Origin of the sequence: Streptomyces sp. NPDC048718 (assembly GCF_043198875.1) — a bacterium.
GTDB lineage: Bacteria > Actinomycetota > Actinomycetes > Streptomycetales > Streptomycetaceae > Streptomyces.
Genome location: NZ_JBICVG010000007.1, coordinates 95,128 through 114,362, shown reverse-complemented (window position 1 = coordinate 114,362; position 19,235 = coordinate 95,128). Strand labels below are relative to the sequence as shown.

Sequence of the window (19,235 nt, the reverse complement as noted above, 5' to 3'; positions counted from 1 at the left end):
GGCCCTGGCCGAAGGCGTCCCCGCGTCCTCGACCGACCTACCGCACCGCGCCCGGAAACGGCGAAGCCGCCGCCCCCGGGAAGGGGACGGCGGCTTCACTGGTGCGCGGGGGAGATCACTCCCACTCGATGGTGCCCGGCGGCTTGCTGGTCACGTCGAGGACGACGCGGTTGACGTCGTTCACCTCGTTGGTGATGCGGGTCGAGATCCGGGCGAGAACGTCGTACGGCAGGCGCGACCAGTCGGCGGTCATGGCGTCCTCGGAGGACACCGGACGCAGCACGATCGGGTGGCCGTAGGTACGGCCGTCGCCCTGGACGCCGACGGAGCGGACGTCGGCGAGCAGCACGACCGGGCACTGCCAGATCTCGCGGTCGAGACCGGCGGCCGTCAGCTCCTCGCGGGCGATGGCGTCGGCCTCGCGCAGCAGGTCCAGGCGCTCCTTGGTGACCTCGCCGACGATGCGGATGCCGAGGCCGGGGCCGGGGAACGGCTGACGCTGGACGATCTCCTCCGGCAGGCCGAGCTCCTGGCCGACCATACGGACCTCGTCCTTGAAGAGCTGGCGCAGCGGCTCGACGAGCTCGAACTCCAGGTCCTCGGGGAGGCCGCCCACGTTGTGGTGGGACTTGATGTTGGCGGTACCGGTACCGCCGCCGGACTCGACGATGTCCGGGTACAGGGTGCCCTGGACGAGGAAGGCGACCTCCTCGCCGTCGGCGGCGCCCTCGGCGATGATGTCGGCCTGCGCCTGCTCGAAGACGCGGATGAACTCACGCCCGATGATCTTGCGCTTGGTCTCCGGGTCGGAGACGCCGGCGAGGGCGGCGAGGAAGCGGTCCTGGGCGTCGACGACCTTCAGCTGGACGCCGGTGGCGGCCACGAAGTCCTTCTCGACCTGCTCGGTCTCGTTCTTGCGCATGAGGCCATGGTCGACGTACACGCAGGTGAGCTGCGAGCCGATGGCCTTCTGCACGAGCGCGGCGGCCACGGCGGAGTCGACGCCGCCGGACAGACCGCAGATGGCGCGCTTGGTGCCGACCTGGGCGCGGATCGCGGCGACCTGCTCCTCGATGACGTTGCCGGTGGTCCAGCTGGGCTCGATGCCGGCGCCGCGGTAGAGGAAGTGCTCGAGGATCTGCTGGCCGTGCGTGGAGTGCAGCACCTCGGGGTGGTACTGGACGCCGTACAGCTTCTTCTCGTCGTTCTCGAAGGCGGCGACCGGCACGACGTCCGTGGACGCGGTGACGGTGAAGCCCTCGGGGGCGGCGGAGCAGGCGTCGCCGTGCGACATCCACACGGACTGCTCGACCGGGGTGCCCTCGAAGAGGGTCGAGCCGGCCTTGCTGACGTGCAGCGGGGTACGGCCGTACTCACGGGCGCCGGTGTTGTCGACGGTGCCGCCGAGCGCGGTCGCCATCAGCTGGAAGCCGTAGCACATGCCGAAGACGGGGACACCGGCCTCGAAGATCTCACGGTCGAGACGCGGCGCACCCTCGGCGTAGACCGACGACGGCCCGCCGGAGAGGATGATCGCCTTGGGGTTCTTGGCCAGCATCTCGGCCACCGGCATGGTGGACGGGACGATCTCGCTGTAGACGCGCGCCTCGCGGACGCGGCGGGCGATGAGCTGGGCGTACTGGGCGCCGAAGTCGACAACGAGGACTACGTCCGGGTTGGTGACGTCGGGCGCGCCAGCGGTGGGCGCTGATGACACTGCGGCGGCCTTCCGGCGGGAGGAGGGTTCCCCCGATAGGGGGGCTATTTGTCGATTCTACCGGCGCGCCGACGGCACGCGCCGTCTCACCATCCGGGCCCGGTGTGGCCGCCGCCCCCGCGAGGGGTTCATACTGGGGCCATGCGCAAGCTCCCGACCTTCATCTTTACCTATGGCAACCGGCCCACCGGCTGCCATGGTCGTGCTGCTTGAGCAACTGACAAGCGACTTCCCAGGCGCCCCGGGCCGACAAGGCCCGGGGCGCTCTGCTTTTCCCGGGCATCGCCGCCCCGGGGCTCTTGGACCCGCGCCACCCCTCCCCTGGCGTCCCGTCCAGGCCATCACCCCAGGAGCCCCTCATGACCACGCAGACCCCCACCGAGCAGACCGGCGCCCGCACCACCGAGGCCGCACACCTGATCGGAGACGCGCGGGAGCGGATCGACACGCTCGACGACCGGATCATCGGACTGATCCAGGAACGGATGGCCGTCTCGACCGTCATCCAGGAGGCCCGGATCTCCTCCGGCGGCCGCCGAGTGAACCTGGCCCGCGAGATGGAGGTCCTCGGCCGGTTCCGGGAGGCCCTCGGCAAGCCGGGCACGGCGCTCGCGATGACGATGCTGGAGCTGTGCCGGGGCCGTATCTGAGCGGGCTGCCCGCACCAGGGCGGTGGCTCCCCGGCCCGGACTCCCCCGGGCTCCCCTGCCCCGTGGCGGCTGTCGGGGCCCGTCCGGCGGCGCCGGGGTGCGGTCCCGCACCCGAGTTCGGGCGCCGTCTCACCCGTACGGAGCGTGACCGGACCCCGCACCGGTTCGTTGGTCGTGGTGTCCGTGCCAGCCAGGGGCGGGCCCGAATAGACCACGCGTGGCTTCGCTGGGGCGTGTGGCGTACCTCGGTACGCCGTGGGACCTCGCACCAGCGCATGTGACCGGACGGCAGGGGACAGCAGCCCGGTCACCCAGAAAGGGCGGTCGGTCCCGGGGACGCCCGGGGCCGGCAGCCGACCGGCGAACGACCGACCCGAGACCGCCGTCCCGCTTCCCCCACACCCCGCACCCCACCCCTCCACTCCACTTCCCGTGCGGCGCCCCCTCCTCCCTCGCGCCGCCGCCCCGGCACCGCCGCAGCCATGACTCCGGTGCCTCGCACAAGGGCCCCGTACCGCGACCGGAATCGCGGTACGGGGCCCTTCCGTGCGCCCGCGCGCCCCACCTCTCACGCACGTGACGCGCGTCACATAAAGAATCCGTGAGCACGCTACAACCAATCCCCCAGGTCACCGGTCATCTATGCGGCACCACCCGAAAACCGGAGAGGCGCTGCACTCGGAGGGGGGTGCAGCGCCTCTTCTTCGTTTCCGGAATCCGTCCTGGTCCGGGGCTCAGTCAGCGGCCTCGACGGCCTCCGCCGCCTTCTCCGCGGCCTTCTCCGTGACCTTCTTCGCGACTGTCGGCTTCTTCGCGGCTGTCGGCTTCTTCGGCGGTATGGCCGGGATGCCCAGGAACGGCAGCCGCAGCGCGCCGAACGCACCGGCCGGTACGACGGCGGACTTGGGCGCGACCGGAGCCAGCCGCGCATATGCCTCGCCCTGGCGGGGACGCGGGTCCTCCTCGCCCTTGTTGGGCCAGAACGACATCGCCCGCTCCGCCTGCGCGGTGATGGTCAGCGACGGATTGACGCCCAGGTTGGCGGAGACCGCCGCGCCGTCGACGACGGAGATGCCCGGGTGGCCGTAGAGCCGGTGGTACGGGTCGATGACCCCGGTCTCCGCGTCCACGCCGATCGGGCAGCCGCCCAGGAAGTGCGCGGTGAGCGGGGTGCCCATGAGTTCGCCGATGTTGGACCCGGGGAAACCGTTGATCTCCTCGGCGAGCAGGGAAGCGGCCCGGGTCGCCTCACGGATCTGCGTCGGGTTGGGCGCGCCGTGCCCCTGCCGGGCCGTGAGCAGGCCCTTTCCGAGGCCGCCGGGCTTGCGGTAGGTGGTCAGCGAGTTGTCCAGGGACTGCATGACCAGGCCGATGATGGTGCGCTCCGACCACTTCCGGTTGGAAAGGGAGCGGATCGCGAGCGACGGGTGGCGGGCCAGGCTGAGCAGCCAGTTGCGGACCCGGTGGGCACCGTAGGGCACCTGGAGGACGGTGAGACTGCCCATCGAGTTGGAGCCCTTGCCGTAGCGCACCGGCTCGATGTGGGTGGTCTCGTTCGGGTGAACGGAGGAGGTGATGGCGACGCCGCGGGTGAAGTCGGCCCGCTGCCCGCCGTGCCGCTTGCCGTAGCGCCGGTCGGTGGTCTGGGCGCCGACCAGGCCCTCGGAGTTGGTCCGGGTCAGCTCGCCGAGGCGGTGCGAGATCCGGGGCAGCAGACCGGTGTCCTTCATCCGGTGCAGCAGGGTCTGGGTGCCGTACGTGCCGGCGGCGATCACGACCTGGCGGGTGGTGAAGGTGCGGCCGGCGCCCTTCTTCCGGTTGTCGGTGGGGAGGGTCTTGACCGCGTAGCCGCCGCGCGAGTCCTCGGTGACGGCCACGACGGTGGTCATCGGGTGGACCACCGCGCCCGCCTTCTCGGCGAGGTGGAGGTAGTTCTCGTTGAGGGTGTTCTTGGCGCCGTGGCGGCAGCCGGTCATGCACTCGCCGCACTCGACGCAGGCCCGGCGGGAGGGGCCGGCGCCGCCGAAGAACGGGTCGGCCACCTCGTCGCCCGGCCGCACCTTCGCCGTACCGGAGCCGCCACCGGCCCCCGCACCCGGCTCGCCCTCGCCCGGCTCCCCGGAGCGGCCCTCCTCGACCGCGTCCTTGCCGTCACCGAAGAAGACGCCGACCGGCGCCAGGTGGAAGGTGTCGCCGATGCCCATGGCCTGGGCAGCCGCCTTGAGGTGGACGTCCGATGGGGTCATCGTCGGGTTGACCCGGACGCCCAGCATCCGCTTGGCCTGGTCGTAGTACGGGGCGAGTTCGGCGCGCCAGTCGGTGATGTCCTTCCACTGCGGGTCGTCGAAGAACGGGGCGAGCGGCTCGTAGAGGGTGTTGGCGTAGTTGAGCGAGCCGCCGCCGACCCCCGCGCCGGCCAGCACCATCACATTGCCGAGCAGATGGATGCGCTGGATGCCGTACAGACCGAGGGTGGGGGCCCACAGGAAGTTCTTCAGGTCCCACGAGTTCTTCGGCAGCTCGGAGCGCGCGAAGCGGCGGCCGGCCTCCAGGACGCCGACCCGGTAGCCCTTCTCGGTCAGGCGCAGGGCCGTGACCGAGCCGCCGAAGCCGGAGCCGACCACGACGACGTCGTAGTCGTACGCGGCGTCGTACGAACCGTCCTCGTCCTGATTTCGGGCAGGGGGTACCGCGGTCATGGCTCTCCTCGTACGGAAGGGGGCGGAACGAGCGGAACAGGCGGCGGGCGGCGGGCGACGGGCCGGTGACCGGTGCTCCGTGACCGATCACCGGCCGACTGGCCCGCCGGCCCTCGGGCCACCGGGGGTCAGCGCAGCCGGAGCGCCTTCATCACCCTCAGGGACGTGCTCATGAAGGCGGCGTACTTCGCGTCGTCCATCCCGAAGGACGGGCCGAGCGGCAGCACCCGCTGCTGGGCGACGGTCTGCGCCTCGGTGTACTTGAGGATGCCTTCGGAGCCGTGGCGGCGGCCGAGGCCGGACTCCTTCATGCCGCCCATGGGCGATTGGACGCTGCCGTACGCCGGCGCGTACCCCTCGTTGATGTTGACGGTGCCGGTGCGCAGCCGGGCGGCGACGGCGTGGCCGCGGCGGGAGTCGGTGGTCCAGACGGAGGAGTTCAGTCCGTACGGGGTGGCGTTGGCCAGCTCGACGACCTCGTCCTCGTCGGTGAAGCGGTAGATCGAGACGACCGGGCCGAAGGTCTCCTCGGCGCAGACGGCCATCGGGGCCTCGACACCGTCGAGGATGGTCGGCTCGAAGAAGTACGGGCCGATGTCGGGCCGGGCGACACCGCCCGCGACCAGGGTGGCGCCCTTGGCGACGGCTTCCTCGACGTGCCGGGTGACGGTCTCCAGCTGCCGGTCGCCGACCAGGCAGCCCATGTCGGCGCCGTACGCGAGGGAGCTGCCGAGCCGCATGGCCTTGGTGCGGGCGGCGAACCGGGCGACGAAGGCGTCCGCGACCGACTCGTGCACGTACAGCCGCTCGATGGAGATGCACAGCTGGCCGGCGGAGGAGAAGCAGGCGCGGACGGCGCCGGCGGCGGCCTTCTCGATGTCGGCGTCGCGCAGCACGATCATGGCGTTCTTGCCGCCGAGTTCGAGGCTGACGCCGATGAGCCGGTCGGCGGCGCCCCGGGCGACCTCGCGGCCGGTACGGGTGGAGCCGGTGAAGGAGACGTAGTCGGCGTGGCGGACGACCTCGGGGCCGACGACCGGGCCCTCGCCGAGCACGACCTGGAAGACCTCGGCGGGAAGCCCGGCCTCGATCAGCAGGTCACGGGCCCACAGCGCGGTCAGGGCGGTCTCGGTGTCGGGCTTCATGACGACGGCGTTGCCGGCCACGAAGGCGGGCAGGGCGTCGCCGACCGACAGCTCCAGGGGGTAGTTCCACGGCGCGATCTGGCCGACGACCCCGCGCGGCTGGCGCAGCTCGGTCACCTTGGTGAGGGTCGGGACGACGCCGGTGTGGCGCTTGGGGCTCAGATAGGCGGGGGCCTTGCGGCCGTAGTGGCGGGCCGCGACGGTGACCGCCTGGATCTCCTCGTGGGCGTGCAGCCGCGCCTTGCCGGTCTCCAGCTGGATGAGGTCGAGGATCTCGGACTGGCGGGCCAGGATCAGGTCGTGGAAGCGCAGCAGCACCCCCGCGCGCGTACGCACGGGAGTGGCGGCCCAGGCGACCTGGGCGGCACGGGCTCGGGCATATGCCTCGGCGACGTCCTCGGGCGTGGACTCGGGCAGGTCCGCCAGCTTGGCCCCGGTGAAGGGGGTGTGGTTGGCGGTACGGCCGGAGCCGACGACCCCGCGGGTGAGCCGGGCGACCAGCTCGGGGGTGACCACGCCGGCGGCCGTACGGGCACCGGCGGGCGCGGGCGCCACGGGGTTGGTGCCTCTGGCACCGGTGGTTCCCGCGGCGGCCTCGCGGGCCTGGGTTCCGGAGGGAGCGGCCTGAGTGGTGCCGGAATGTTCCTGTGCCTGCGAGTCCTTCATGAGGGCGAGCGTAAGCCGCATTCGCGGCTTTGGGTACCCGTGAGTAACGCGTTTTCACCGGGTGCCCTTATCGCGCCAGTGATCACTGGCATATCCGCCCTGATCAGGGGCTTACGGCAGCCCCCGGGGGTCGCCAGGACTTCTTCACCCGCTCGAACCGCTCACGCATTCGATCCTGGTCCTCCTCCGGCGCCGAGAGGTAGATCGCGTACTCGGTGCCGTCGCTGCCGCTGAACACCTGGTCGATCGCGCGGCGCGGCCCGGGATGGTGGGTCCGCTCCGTCCAGGTGAACTCCCACAGACAGGAATCGGACTCGTCGCGGAAGGCATTCCGCTCCAGGCGCACCCGCTCGTAGGCGGGAAGCCGCTCGCGCAGCTTCACCTCGACCTCCTGCATATGCAGGTACGGGTTCTCGAAGTCGGGCGACGGGTCGACGCTGACCCGGATGTGGTGCCGGCCGTTGTCGGGCGTGTAGTCGATCTGGCCGTCCTTGACCTGCCGGGTCCAGCCGTCGGGGACCAGGATGCTGAAGCCCACGGGGTCCTTGACCCGGTGCCAGCCGGCCGGGGCGTCGGCGGTCGTCTGCCCGTCCCCCGGGCTCGGGTCGGCGCTCTGGTCCCCGCCTGGGTCCGCACCCGTACCGGACCCGGTGCCCGGATTCCCGGACGCGCTGTGGGTGGTGCCGTCGGCCTTGTCGTCACGGGGGTCGGCTCCGACGCCGGCCAGATGGGTCATGGTGGCGAAGACCGCACCGCCCGCGAGCAGCCCCGCGACCACGGCGGCGAGGACGGCGGTGCGCCAGCGGCTGCGGGCTCGGGGCTGGGCCGGGGCGGGGGCCGGGGCGGGCGCGGTGACGGACGGGGAGGTGGAGGCCGGGGCTCCCGCGGCGCCGGCAGCGGGCCGGGACTCGTCGTACGGCCGCGGGCGAGACTCGGCATACGGCTCGGCGTACGGCTCCGGCAGCGGTGTCGTCGCGGACGGGGCCGCGGCGGCCCGCTCCTCCGCCGTCATCCGGCGCGTCGGCACGTATGCGTGCGCGGCGAGCGGCGTCCGCCCCTCCATCGCGTCGAGCAGCATCCGCTCGACCTCGTCCGCGCCCGGCCGTCGCTCCGGGTCCTTGCGCAGCAGGGCGACGACGACCGGGGCGAGCGGACCCGCCTTCTCCGGGTACGGCGGCTCCTCGGTCACCACGGCCTGCATGGTGCTGATCGGCGAGGACCGGCGGAAGGGCGAGGTCCCCTCCACCGCCGTGTACAGCGTCGCGCCCAGCGACCACAGATCGGAGGCCGGGCCGGGATCGGCGCCCTGCACCCGTTCGGGCGCCAGATAGTCGATGGATCCGACGAGTTCACCGGTACGGGTGATCGAAGTGTCGCCCTCGACCTGCGCGATGCCGAAGTCGGTGAGCAGGACCCGTCCGTCGCGGGCGAGCAGGACGTTGCCGGGCTTCACGTCCCGGTGCAGCACCCCGGCGGTGTGCGCCGCGCGCAGGGCGCCGACGACGTGCAGACCGATCCGGGCGGCCTCGCGGGCGTCGACCGTGCCACCCTCCTTGAGGGCGTCGGCGAGCGAGGGCCCGTCCACGTACTGCATCACGATCCACGGGCGGTCGTCGTGCTGGAGCACGTCGTGCACGGTGACCACACCCGGGTGGCTGATCCGGGCCGCGGCCCGGGCCTCCGTCTGGGTCCGGGTGTGCAGCACCCGGCGGTCGCTCTCGGTCACGTACCGACCCGCCGTCAGTTCCTTGACGGCCACGGTCCGGTGCAGGACCTCGTCGTGCGCGCGCCAGACCCGGCCCATGCCGCCGCGCCCGATGGCCTCGCCCAAGCGGTAGCGCCCGGCCAGCAGAAAACCGGTCCCGGTGCTCTCAGAATGTTCCACTTGCCCCCGCCCGTTCGCTTCGGGGACAAGCGTACGGATCACGGCCCGGAGCGCGGAACCTCGGGGCGGCACCAGCGACAACTCTGTGACAGGAAAAGGAGAGGAGACACGGGCGACCGGTGGTGCGGTCGGTCGGCGCACCACCGGACAGGCCACCGGACGGGCCACCGGCGGCAGATGGCACCGGCGGCATCTGCGGCGGGGCCTCGCGCGAGGCGCACCGCCGGTCAGCGGGTGACGCGATAGCTCTTCACCGCCTGGTCGTAGACCGCGGAGATCCGGTCCCGTTCGTTGGAGGGTCCGACGACCTGGACGACGTGATAGCGACCGCCCTCGATCAGGGCCAGGTTCCGGCCGACCACCTCGTGTCCGGTGCTGTCGATCCAGCTGAACGTCCCCTCCGCCATGGCCTTCTGGCCGATGTCGACGCGCCGCAGTCCGTACTGGTCGGACCAGGACGACTCGCGCCAGCGGGTGAGTTCGCGTTCCGTGTCCCGCTGATAGCGCAGCGGGTCGTCACCGTCGGCCTTCACGGAGTCCCGGCCGGGTACGACGATCATGGTGAAGTCGCCGTCGGTGTACCGCACTTGCCCGGCGTCGTTGATCGGGCTGCGGCGCCAGCCGCTCGGGACGCCGATCTGGAAGCCCTCGGGGTCCTTGCGCAGGGTGTAGCCGGAGGCGAGCGCCGGGTCCGAACCGCCGGAGGCGGACGGGGTGTCGGCCGGTGGCTTGGAGGCGGGCGCGGAGGACGGCGGGGCCCCGCCGCCGGCGGACGGTGTGGCCGGGTCCTTCGCCGGGGGCGCGGGGGCGGGGGCGCTGTTGCTCGCCGCGCGGTCGCCCTGGTCGGGGGCGCCGGCCTTGGGCATGAACACCACCGCGTACGCGACCGCCCCGCCGAGCAGCAGGACGAGCAGGACCAGCAGCACCCGGCCGACCGAGAACGGCGAGTCCGTCGTCCGCCCGGGGGCGCGGGGCTTGCGCAGGGCGTTGCGCGGTATCTCCTGGTGCGGGTCGACCGGCGTCATGTCGTAGGCCGGGTCGTACCTTGTGTCGTCGTACCTCGGGTCGTCGTACGAGGTGTCGGACGACGTGTCATATGCCGCTTCGTACGGGCGCTCTCCGTACGACGGTCTGTCATATGCCGTGTCGTCGTGGAGCAGATCGTTCAGCGAGCCTCGCGGAGAGGCGTCGGGGGTCGACGGGCCGGGGAACGCCTCCGGGTCCCCAGGGTGCCCAGGATGCCCGGCGGGCTCGTACCCGGCGGTGTCGTAGCCGGTCGTCTCGTAGCCGGTCGTCTCGTACGGGTCCGTCGCGCGCGGGACCGAGTCGCGGACCTCCTGTTCGTGGAAGTCCGGCTCGTGGGCATCCGTCTCATGGAACGCGGACTCGTACGAGGCGTTCTCGTCCGGGGCGCCGCTCTTCGCGTGCCGGTGCCGCCCATTCTTCGCACCGCCACCGCCACCGCCACCGCCCCGGCCCGCCCACCAGCGACGGCGGCGCACCAGCTCGCCGCGCTTGCGGACCAGGGGCAGCCGGGTCGCGTCGGCAGGAGCCGGCGGCACGGTGCCGGTCCCGGCGTCGGGCTCCGGCGCCGAGCGCACGAGGGAGCGCAGCCAGCCGCTCAGCTCCTCGACGTCGGGCCGCTCGGTGGGGTCCTGACGCAGCAGCGACTCCACGACGGGCCGCAGCGGACCGCATTCCTCGGCGAAGGCGGGCGGCTCGGCGCAGACCAGCTGGACCAGATCGCCCGCGTTGTCCTCGGGGTACGGGGCATGGCCCTGAACGGCCCGGTAGAGGAGCGCGCCGAGGGCCCACAGGTCGGTCGCGGGGCCGATGGGCGGGGCGAGCCGCCAGTGCTCGTGCACGGGGCCGGCCTGCTCGGGGGCCCAGCGCTCGGTGACGGGACCGACGACGGCCATCCGGGTCTGGCGGGCCCGCTCGGCGGCGAGCCGGGTCACCGGGCCCCGGTAGAGGTCGGCGGCGGGCGCGCCCGCCAGGCTCTCGGCCTCGGGCGCGGACCGGGGCTCCGGGACCGCCGCCGCGTACCCGGCCGGGAGCGCGGGCGGCAGCGGGCCCGGTCCGCCGCCGGCGGGCACGGAACGCCCGCTGTCGCGGGAGGCGTGCGGCCCGTCGCTCCAGCTTCCGGCGAGGTAAGCGCGCGGGGGCGGCGGAGGCGTCCGGTCCTCGCCGTAGCCGCCCGGCTCGTCGTCACCGTCGTCGCCGTCGTCATCGGCCGGCCGCGACCACCACTGCGGCCCGGCGGGACCGGCCGGGCCCGCGGGCGCCGGCGGCGGGGGCGGGCCCGGGTCCTGGGCCTGGGCCTGCGGCAGAGGCAGGGCCGGGGACTGCGGGGTCTGCGGTGACGGCGTGGCCGGGCGCTGGATCGGGAGCGCGCCGGTCTCGCCGATCCGGGCCGCGGCCCGCGCGCCCGCCCGGTAGGCGGCGATGGCCCCGGCCCGGACCGCCCGTACCTCGGCGGTGGCCGGCACCGCGCCCGGCGGTGCGACCCGCTCGGCGGGCGGTTCGGGGCGCGCGGCGGCGCGCCCGGCACCGTACGGCGTGCCCCCGTAAGGCCCGTACCCGGTCCCGCTCGAAGCCCCGGGTACCTCCGGCTCCCGCGGCCCCTCCGGCTCGGGCCGCTCGTCGGGCTCGCCCTGGCCGGCGCCGCCTTCGGACGGGTACGGCTCCAGCGCGTACCCGTCGGTCCCTGCGGGCGCGAGGCCCCCGACCTCGATGTGGTCCGCGTACACCGCGTGTTCGGCGTATCCGACCGGCTCGGCCCACTCGGCCCGCTCGGCGCGCGCGACGAAGACGGCGTCCTCGCCGTACCCGGCGTGCTCGGTCTTCTCGAGGTACACGACCGGCTCGGCCGGCTCGGCCCGCTCGATGTACAGGGCGTCCTCGGCGTACCCGGCGCCCTCACCCTCGTCCTCGCCCGGCCCCGTCTGTCCCTCGCCGACGACATCCGCCTCATCCGCGTACTCGGCATGGTCCGCGTGGTCGACGTACTCGGCATGTTCCGCGTATTCGGCGGACTCGTTGTACTCGGCGTACTCGATGTCGTCGGGTGGTCCCGCGTGCGGGAACTCGTCCGGCGGCGGCACCGGCGCGTACCCGCACAGGGCCTCCTCGGCCGCTCCCGCGGCGAGGCCGGTCAGGACCACCCGGCCGTCCTCGCAGACGAGAACGGTGCGGGCGGTGACATTGCGATGGGTCCAGCCGAAGGCGTGGAGCGTGCGCAGCGCGGTGAGGAGATCGGCCCCGATCTCGGCCGCGCGGTAGGGGCTGAGCGGGCCCATGGCGAGGAGTTCGGCGAGCGGGGCGGCGGCGACGAACTCGCTGACTATCCAAAGCGATCCGGCCTCGGCGAACACGTCGAAGACCTGTTCGAGGCGCGGGTGGTCGGGGATGCGGGCGGCGGCCTGGGCCGCCTCGACGGCGCGGCGCACGACCGGGTCGGCCGGTCTGCGGGTGGCCCGCCCGGCGCCCGGGCCGGTGCCGGTGTGCGGGCCGCGGCCGCCGCCCGGCTCCGGATCGCCGAAGTCCGCGGCATCGGCCGGCTCGACGACCTCGGCGTCGACCACCTCCGGCAGCGGCACCTGACGGATCCGCACTTCCTGGCCGCTGTAGGTGTCGAACGCGCGTGTCTCGACCAAGTCGTAGACGGCAGGGTACGCGTACGGATCGGTGGGCCCGTCCGGATCGGGCGGCGGCAACGGCAGACGGTAACGGTCCGCGAGCACTCTTCCCGCGTAGTCGTCCACGACGCCTCCCCACGCGCCCGCCGTGCCCCGTGCCCCGCCGCAGCGGCCGGACGGGGCTTTTCAGGACACGATACGTCCGCGCGTCAGTCCTTGGGGCCGAACGTCGCGAACGCGGTCTCCCGCAGCGTCTTGCACTCCGGTTCGTCCCACGCGTCGGCCCGGCAGCTGACCATGATCGAGTAGCCGTGATCGGCGTCGACCTTGAAGCCCCGGTTGAGCACCCGGATCCGCTGGCCGCCCTGCGTGCGCTCGAACTCCCAGTCGGCGACGGTCGGGTAGCCCTTGTACGAGACCGTGTGGATGCCCAGGTGCCGGTAGCCGTTGCTGGTGGCGGCGACGGCGGCGCGGGCGGCGTTCCAGGCGGCGGCCGCGTCGTCCTTGGGGCTGCCGTTGAAGTCGACCTGGACGCGCGGGAACGCGCCCGAGGAGGCGTTGAAGATGCCGCCGGAGTTCCGGCCCGCGATCGCGGTGAGCTTGAAGGACTCGGGCATCGCCATCGTGAAGTGGAACCGGTCGTTGGTGACCTGGTGGTACCCGTCGGGCAGCTTGGCGGCGGAACCGCCGTCGCCCGTGCCACCGGAGCCCTTCGCGTCGTCGCCGCCCTTGTCCGTCCCCTTGCCCGTGTCGTCGCCGGAGGTGCCGGAGGAGGGCTGGGTGCCGCTCGGGCCGCCGCCGTCGGCGGACGGCTTGCCGCCGCCCTGCTCCTTGGGGGCGCTCGGGGTGGTGCCGGCCGTGTTCCGGCCGTCGGCTCCGGCCGAGGCGCTGCCGGTGCCGGCGGTGCCCGCCCCGCCACCCTTGCCCTGTTCGGTGCCGTCGCCGCCACCGCCGAGGGCGACGTACAGGATCGTGCCGAGCAGTGCGGCGACCACGACCGCGGCGATGATCACCAGGGTGCGGCGCGGGACGACGTCGGTGAGCGACGCCTTGGCGGGCCCGGCCGCGGGCCGGTCGCCGGTCCGTGCGGCCGGGGCGACCGGAGTCCCCCGGGGAGGCGTGGGGGTGGCGGCGGCGTTCCGCACCGACTTCAGGGCGCCGCGCAGCCGCTCGGCCGTCGCCTCGCCGGGAGCCTTGTCACGGCCCGTCTTCCGGGGGCCGGACGCGGCCGGGGCGGTCGCCGGGCGCTCGGGGAGCTGCGGCAGCGGGATCATCCGGGTCGCCTCGGCGGGCGACTCGGGCGCCGCCTCCGGCGCGTCGAGCACGGCGCGCAGCAGAGCCCGGGCACTGGCGTCGTCGAGCCGCTCGTCGGGGTCCTTGGCGAGCAGCCCGTAGATGACCTTGGTCAGCTCCGGGCCCGCGTTCTTCGGCGGGTCGACGGGCTCGGTCATCACGGCGGTGAGCGTGGCGATCGCGGAGCCCTTGTCGTAGGGCGGGCTGCCCTCGACGGCCGCGTAGATCAGTCCGCCGAGCGACCAGAGGTCGGCGGCCGGGCCCGGCTTGTGGCCGCGGGCGCGCTCGGGCGAGATGTACGAGGGGGCGCCGACGAGCATGCCGGTGGAGGTGATCGAGGGGTCGCCCTCGACCTGGGCGATGCCGAAGTCGGTGAGGACGACCCGGCCGTCGTCGTCGATGAGCACGTTGGACGGCTTCACGTCGCGGTGCAGGATGCCTTCGCGGTGCGCGGAGCGCAGCACGTCGAGGATGGCGAGTCCGACCTCGGCGGCGCGGTGCGGGGTGAGCGTGCCGTCCTCGCGGATGGCCTCGGCGAGGGACTTGCCCCCGATGAGCTCCATGACGATCCATGGACGGTCGTCCTCGTCGACGACGTCGTAGACGGTGACGGCGCCGTTGTTGCGCACCCGGGCGATGGCCTTGGCCTCGCGGAGGGTACGGGTGATGAGGCGTCGCTTCTCGTCCTCGTCGATGCTGGTGGGGAAGCGCAGTTCCTTGACGGCGACGGTACGGCCGAGCGTCTCGTCGACGGCGCGCCACACGGTGCCCATGCCGCCGCGGCCGAGGACGTCGCCGAGGCGGTAGCGCCCGGCGAGCAGCCTGCCCTCGGCGGACGTGGCGTCAGCGGACTTGCCGCGACGGTCCGTTCCGGAGGAGTCGGAGCCGAATCCGGCGGCGGGGGCGGCCCCGTCGGTCGACCCTCCGGCGGCGCTCTTGCCCCGCCTCTCGGACGCGGGCGCGGAAGCGCTCGCGGTCTTGGGCTCGGCCTTGACCTCGACCTTGGGCTCGGCCTTGGGCTCGACCTTGGCTTCGGGCGCGCTCTCCGCCTTGCCCTTGACCTTGGCCTTGCTCTCCGTGCCCTCCGCGCCCTCGGCGATCGCCTCGCTCGCTGCGGCTTCACCCTTGACCCAGGAGACGCCTCCGGCAGCCGACTCCGGCTCAGCCGCACCCGTACGACGAGAGTCTGACGCCGCATCGGTACCAGACGCGCCGGCGTCCTGACCCGCAGCCTCGCCCGTCACCTTGTCCGCGGCCTTCCCCGCCGCCTTCTCCGCGCCCGGGGCGTCGGCCGTCGGCGCGGGCTTCGGCTCGGCCGCTTCCTTGTTCCGTTCCGCCGCGCGGGGTGCGGGGACCGCGCCCCGTTCGCCGTCGGTGGCGGCGCCCGTGGCGGCGTCCCGCCGGGGGTCCTGCCCCGTGTTCCGCGACTGCTCCGCCTCCGACATGCGTCCCCTCTGCGATCCTGTTTCTCGCCCGCGCCCCGGAGCTCCCGCGCAATGCGGCAACCCGCCCTGGAAGAGAGCCCATTGTCCCTCACTCCAGGACCTCCGGCTCCCCCGGGTCCGTACTCCGGGGAGCCCACCTGCTCAGATCGGCACGATGTCCGGTGCTCCGAGGCGGGCCGCGTCCGCCGTCAGGTCGTCGGGCTGACGCTGTGATTCACGTTCCGCCTCGACCCGCTTTTCATAGTGTTCGACCTCTTTGTCGACCTGCTCGGAATCCCAGCCGAGCATCGGGGCCATGAGCATGGCGCACTCGCGGGCGCTACGCGTGCCCCGGTCGAAGGTCTCGATGGAGATGCGGGTCCGCCGGGTCAGCACGTCGTCGAGATGCCGGGCGCCCTCGTGGGACGCGGCGTACACGATCTCGGCTCTCAGGTAGTCCTCGGCGGCCGGCAGGGGCTTGCCGAGGGCGGGATCGGCGGCGACCAGATCGAGGATCTCCTCCGTCAGGGAGCCGTAACGGTCGAGGAGATGCTCGACCCGGGCCACGTGCAGTCCGGTACGGGCGGCGATGCCGGCGCGGGCGTTCCACAGCGCCCGGTAGCCCTCGGCGCCGAGCAGCGGGGTGACCTCGGTGACGCAGGCGGCGACCCGTTTGTCGAGCCCGTGGACGGCCTCGTCGACCGCGTCCTTCGCCATCACGCGGTACGTCGTGTACTTGCCGCCGGCGACCACGACCAGTCCGGGCACGGGGTGCGCGACCGTGTGCTCGCGGGACAGTTTGCTGGTGGCGTCGGACTCGCCGGCGAGCAGGGGCCGCAGCCCCGCGTAGACGCCCTCGACGTCGTCGCGGGTGAGCGGGGTGTGGAGCACGCTGTTCACATGCTCCAGGAGGTAGTCGATGTCGGCGCTGGACGCCGCCGGGTGGGCCTTGTCGAGGTCCCAATCGGTGTCGGTGGTGCCGATGATCCAGTGCCGGCCCCAGGGGATGACGAACAGGACGGACTTCTCGGTGCGCAGGATGAGTCCGGTGGCGGAGTGGACCCGGTCCTTGGGCACGACCAGGTGGATGCCCTTGGAGGCACGCACGTGGAACTGGCCGCGCTCGCCGATCAACGCCTGCGTGTCGTCCGTCCACACGCCCGTCGCGTTGACGATCTGGCGGGCCCGGATCTCGTACGCGCCGCCGGTCTCGACGTCCTGGACCCGGGCGCCGACGACCCGCTCCCCCTCGCGGAGGAAGCCGGTGACCCGGGCCCGGTTGGCGACCTCGGCGCCGTAGCTCGCGGCGGTGCGCACCAGCGTGGCGACGAAGCGGGCGTCGTCCATCTGCGCGTCGTAGTACTGAAGGGCGCCGACCAGGGCGTCCTTCTTGAGGCAGGGGGCGACGCGCAGGGCGCGCCGCCGGCTGAGGTGACGGTGGACGGGCAGCCCCCGGCCGTGGCCCGAGGAGACGGACATCGCGTCGTACAGCGCGACGCCGGAGCCCGCGTACAGCCGCTCCCAGCCCTTGTGCCGGAGCGGGTAGAGGAACGGCACGGGCTTGACCAGGTGCGGGGCGAGCCGTTCGAGGAGCAGGCCGCGCTCCTTCAGGGCCTCGCGGACAAGTGCGAAGTCCAGCATCTCGAGGTAGCGCAGTCCGCCGTGGATGAGCTTGCTCGACCGGCTGGAGGTGCCGGACGCCCAATCGCGGGCCTCGACGAGCGCGGTCGAGAGCCCTCGGGTGACGGCGTCGAGGGCGATGCCCGCACCGACGACTCCGCCCCCGACGACAAGGACGTCCACTTCGCGTTCGGTCATGGCCGTGAGCGCCGCGGCGCGCTCGGTGGGTCCCAGTGTCGCTGTCCGCACGTTGACCGCCTCCCGTCGTCCCCCGTCTGTCGGCGGAGCCCGACCCGACCCGGCACGGGCCACCGCGGCGACGCGATCACGCCGGCCGCGGCGACTTCACCGGCGTCCGAGGAACCGCCCCGACACCGCCTCGGCCGCGACCCGACCGGGACCGGCGTCGCCGCACCTCCCGCGCCGCCGCATCGCCGTACGAATCCGGCTCACAGACTCGATTCTGTCCCGGCTCCCCGACTTCAGCCACTGCCTCCGCCCAGCCTGTGGATAACACTCGGCGACGTTCACCCTCGCAATGCCACATATCGGTCATATTTACGCTTAGTCTGACATCGCGTCGACTCCCTTCGGTCCACCGGGGTTGCGCGTCGCATCCCCTCCGGCTACTGGGAAGGACGGCCCACTCCATGCCCGCTGATCTCGCCGTCATCGGCCTCGGCCACCACGGACTCCCCCTCGCCCAGGCAGCCACCACGGCCGGCGTCGGCACCATCGGCTACGACACCGACCCCCGCGCCGTCACCGAACTCGCCGCGGGCCGCTCCCCCGTCGACGGCTCCCTCACCGCCGCCGAGATCCGCCGGATGCTCTCCGCCGGCTTCCGGCCCACCACCGACCCCGCCGAACTCGGCCGGGTCCGCACCGCCGTCATCTGCGCCCCCACCCCGCCCGGCCCCGACGGTGCCCTCGACCTCACCGCCGTCACCGACGCCGCCCGCGCGCTCGCCGCCCGGCTGCGCCCCCACACCACCGTGCTCCTGGAGTCCCCCGTACCCCCCGGCACCACCGAGGGGCCGCTGCGCGACATCCTGGAGACCGGCTCACGGCTGCGCGCCGGACGCGACTTCCACCTCGCGTACTCCCCCGACCGCCTCGACCCCGGCAGCAGCACCCATGGCCGCACCCGGGGCCTCGCCGCCATCCCCAAGGTGATCGGCGGCCTGACCCCCGCCTGCACCGAGTCCGCCGCCGCCTTCTACGGCCGCCTCACGGACAAGGTCGTCCGCGCCCGCGGCCCGCGCGAGGCCGAGATGGTCAAGCTTCTGGAGACCAACTTCCGGCACGTCAACATCGCCCTCGTCAACGAGATGGCCGTGCTCTGCCACGAACTGGGCGTCGACCTCTGGGACGTCATCCGCTGCGCCGAGACCAAACCCTTCGGCTTCCAGGCCTTCCGCCCCGGCCCGGGGGTCGGCGGCCACGGCGTCCCCGTGGACACCGTCGGCGGCCACCGCCCCCTGCGCCTGGTCGAACTCGCCGGCCAGGTCAACGAGCGCATGCCCGCCTATGTCGTCCAGCGCTCCGCCACGCTCCTCAACGAACACGGCAAGTCCGCGCGCGGGGCCCGGATCCTCCTGCTCGGCATCACCTACAAGCCCGATCTCGCCGACCGCCAGGGCTCACCGGCCGAGGAGATCGCCTGCCGCCTGATGGACCTCGGTGCGACGGTCAGCTACCACGACCCGTACGCCCAGGACTGGCGCGTCCGCGACCGTCCCGTCCCCCGCGCCGACTCCCTCTACGAGGCCGCCGCCCACGCCGACCTGACCATCCTGCTCCAGCACCACCGCACGTACGACCTCCAGGGCCTGTCGGTGAAGGCCCAGCTCCTCCTGGACACCCGCGGCGCCACCCCGATGGGCGCGGCGCACCGGCTCTAGAGGGGGCGCACGCCCGGGCCCACGCTCCACAGGACCGCTGCCGGTCCGGGCCCGGTCCGGTACCTTACGAAACAGGTGGAGCCCACCACAGAAATTGGTCGCTGAGATGGGCTCCAGGATGGTGCACGGAGTGTCCGCCCCTACTGTGTTTAGGGGCGGCCGCTCACGTCCGCCCCTAGCTGCTGTGGGGGCGGCCGCTCACCCATCCGAAAATCCGCAAGATCCACCTCCTCCGACACTTCACCGTCCGCCGACGGGTCGGTCCCAGCGGGTCTTGCGGCCGCAGAAAACCGGCGCCGCCCCAGGCCGCGTCCGGTTACGCTGCAAAAAAGTTGGAGCCCACCACAGCGGTCACTGTGATGGGCTCCAGGATGGTGCACGGAGTGTCCGCCCCTAGCTGATATGGGGGCGGCCGCTCACCATCCGAAAATCCGCAAGATCCACCTCCTCCGACACTTCACCGTCCACTGACGGATTCGATCCCGGCGGGTGGGCCTGCGGTGACGTCCCATGGGCACGCCCCCTTCCGCGCTGCCGCCCAGTGACCCGGTGAGCGGCTCCGTCGGACATCGGGCCGGGCCCCGAGGGCGAGGT

The 19,235-nt window shown here is 73.1% G+C and carries 9 protein-coding genes; 2 read left to right on the top strand and 7 right to left on the bottom strand.

Going from position 1 to position 19,235, the window contains the following annotated elements:
- Positions 1 to 115: 115 nt before the first annotated feature.
- Complete coding sequence (guaA, locus tag ACGFRB_RS15225; RefSeq protein WP_363006667.1) at positions 116 to 1,717, bottom strand: glutamine-hydrolyzing GMP synthase; 1,602 nt, start codon at positions 1,715 to 1,717, stop codon at positions 116 to 118.
- 359 nt (positions 1,718 to 2,076) lie between these two features.
- Here guaA and ACGFRB_RS15220 point away from each other — a divergent pair, with 359 nt between their 5' ends.
- A complete protein-coding gene (locus ACGFRB_RS15220; RefSeq protein ID WP_393243251.1) occupies positions 2,077 to 2,367 on the top strand; it encodes a chorismate mutase in 291 nt (96 codons plus the stop codon).
- A gap of 734 nt (positions 2,368 to 3,101) precedes the next feature.
- Here ACGFRB_RS15220 and ACGFRB_RS15215 read toward each other — a convergent pair.
- The 6 genes from ACGFRB_RS15215 to ACGFRB_RS15190 form a co-directional block, all read right to left on the bottom strand.
- On the bottom strand, positions 3,102 to 5,066 hold the full coding sequence (locus ACGFRB_RS15215) for a GMC oxidoreductase (protein WP_393243249.1): 1,965 nt from the start codon (positions 5,064 to 5,066) through the stop codon (positions 3,102 to 3,104).
- Positions 5,067 to 5,194: 128 nt separating this feature from the next.
- A complete protein-coding gene (locus tag ACGFRB_RS15210) occupies positions 5,195 to 6,877 on the bottom strand; it encodes a succinic semialdehyde dehydrogenase (RefSeq protein ID WP_393243247.1) in 1,683 nt (560 codons plus the stop codon).
- A 103-nt stretch (positions 6,878 to 6,980) separates the two neighbouring features.
- A complete protein-coding gene (locus tag ACGFRB_RS15205) occupies positions 6,981 to 8,762 on the bottom strand; it encodes a serine/threonine-protein kinase (protein ID WP_393243245.1) in 1,782 nt (593 codons plus the stop codon).
- Positions 8,763 to 8,989: 227 nt separating this feature from the next.
- Positions 8,990 to 12,526 (bottom strand): protein kinase, encoded by a 3,537-nt coding sequence (locus ACGFRB_RS15200; RefSeq protein WP_393243243.1) that lies wholly within the window; start codon positions 12,524 to 12,526, stop codon positions 8,990 to 8,992.
- An 83-nt stretch (positions 12,527 to 12,609) separates the two neighbouring features.
- Positions 12,610 to 15,138 carry a protein kinase gene (locus ACGFRB_RS15195; RefSeq protein ID WP_393243241.1) on the bottom strand — a complete coding sequence of 843 codons (2,529 nt, stop codon included), beginning with the start codon at positions 15,136 to 15,138 and terminating at the stop codon, positions 12,610 to 12,612.
- Positions 15,139 to 15,279: 141 nt separating this feature from the next.
- Positions 15,280 to 16,986, bottom strand: a complete 1,707-nt coding sequence (locus tag ACGFRB_RS15190) for a glycerol-3-phosphate dehydrogenase/oxidase (protein WP_393243239.1) — start codon at positions 16,984 to 16,986, stop codon at positions 15,280 to 15,282.
- A 401-nt stretch (positions 16,987 to 17,387) separates the two neighbouring features.
- Between ACGFRB_RS15190 and ACGFRB_RS15185 the strand changes: the two genes are divergently transcribed.
- Positions 17,388 to 18,641, top strand: a complete 1,254-nt coding sequence (locus ACGFRB_RS15185) for a nucleotide sugar dehydrogenase (protein ID WP_393243237.1) — start codon at positions 17,388 to 17,390, stop codon at positions 18,639 to 18,641.
- The last annotated feature ends 594 nt before the right edge of the window (positions 18,642 to 19,235 follow it).

Excerpts from the sequence above, each read along its gene's own strand:
- ACGFRB_RS15220 (WP_393243251.1), top strand. The coding sequence starts at position 2,077 with ATGACCACGCAGACCCCCACCGAGCAGACCGGCGCCCGCACCACCGAG.
- ACGFRB_RS15215 (WP_393243249.1), bottom strand. The coding sequence starts at position 5,066 with ATGACCGCGGTACCCCCTGCCCGAAATCAGGACGAGGACGGTTCGTAC.
- ACGFRB_RS15210 (WP_393243247.1), bottom strand. The coding sequence starts at position 6,877 with ATGAAGGACTCGCAGGCACAGGAACATTCCGGCACCACTCAGGCCGCT.
- ACGFRB_RS15195 (WP_393243241.1), bottom strand. The coding sequence starts at position 15,138 with ATGTCGGAGGCGGAGCAGTCGCGGAACACGGGGCAGGACCCCCGGCGG.
- ACGFRB_RS15185 (WP_393243237.1), top strand. The coding sequence starts at position 17,388 with ATGCCCGCTGATCTCGCCGTCATCGGCCTCGGCCACCACGGACTCCCC.